Origin of the sequence: Dactylosporangium siamense (assembly GCF_016862795.1) — a bacterium.
In the GTDB taxonomy this organism is placed as follows: domain Bacteria; phylum Actinomycetota; class Actinomycetes; order Mycobacteriales; family Micromonosporaceae; genus Dactylosporangium; species Dactylosporangium siamense.
Genome location: NZ_BONQ01000236.1, coordinates 1 through 515 on the forward strand (window position 1 = coordinate 1; position 515 = coordinate 515).

The 515-nt window shown below is 69.9% G+C and carries 1 pseudogene; it reads right to left on the reverse strand.

From position 1 onward, the window contains the following. Window positions 1-495 (reverse strand): annotated as a pseudogene (locus tag Dsi01nite_RS56645) (hypothetical protein); the annotation flags it as partial. Window positions 496-515: the final 20 nt, after the last annotated feature.

The following is a 515-nucleotide window of genomic DNA, read 5'->3' on the forward strand; positions in this document are numbered from 1 at the left end:
GGAGTTGTCCAGGGTGATGGAGAAGGTGCCGTTGACGATCTGCGCGCCGGCCAGTTCGGCGGGCACGTCGAACAGGAAGAACGACCGCCACGGGGCCTTCTGGGAGCTGGAGTAGCCGACCTTGGCCTGGTTGCGTTCCGCCGTCCAGTACGAGGTGTTGGGGAATGTCTGGTTGATGTGGGTCCAGTTGTAGTTGTTGACCGCCGTCACCGGCGGGGGGTCGTCGGACCTGAGTCCCGCCGGTTGGGCGTGCAACTTCAGCGTGTAGGAGCCGGTCGGGTTGGCGTAGACCTCGGTGGTCGCGGTGCGCCGGGCGACGATCTCGACCGCCTGTCCGGTGCGCCGGGCCTGTGCTACGGCGTCCGCTTCGCGCTGCTGCTGCGGCGCTGAGGCGGCGGCGGCGGCCGGCGCGCCGAGCGCCGCCGAGCCGGCGACGAGCGCGGCACCGAGCGCGGCCGTGGTGGCCCAGTTGCGCCATGGCTTCGTGCTGTTCATGGTTGCTCCCCGTGTTGTGG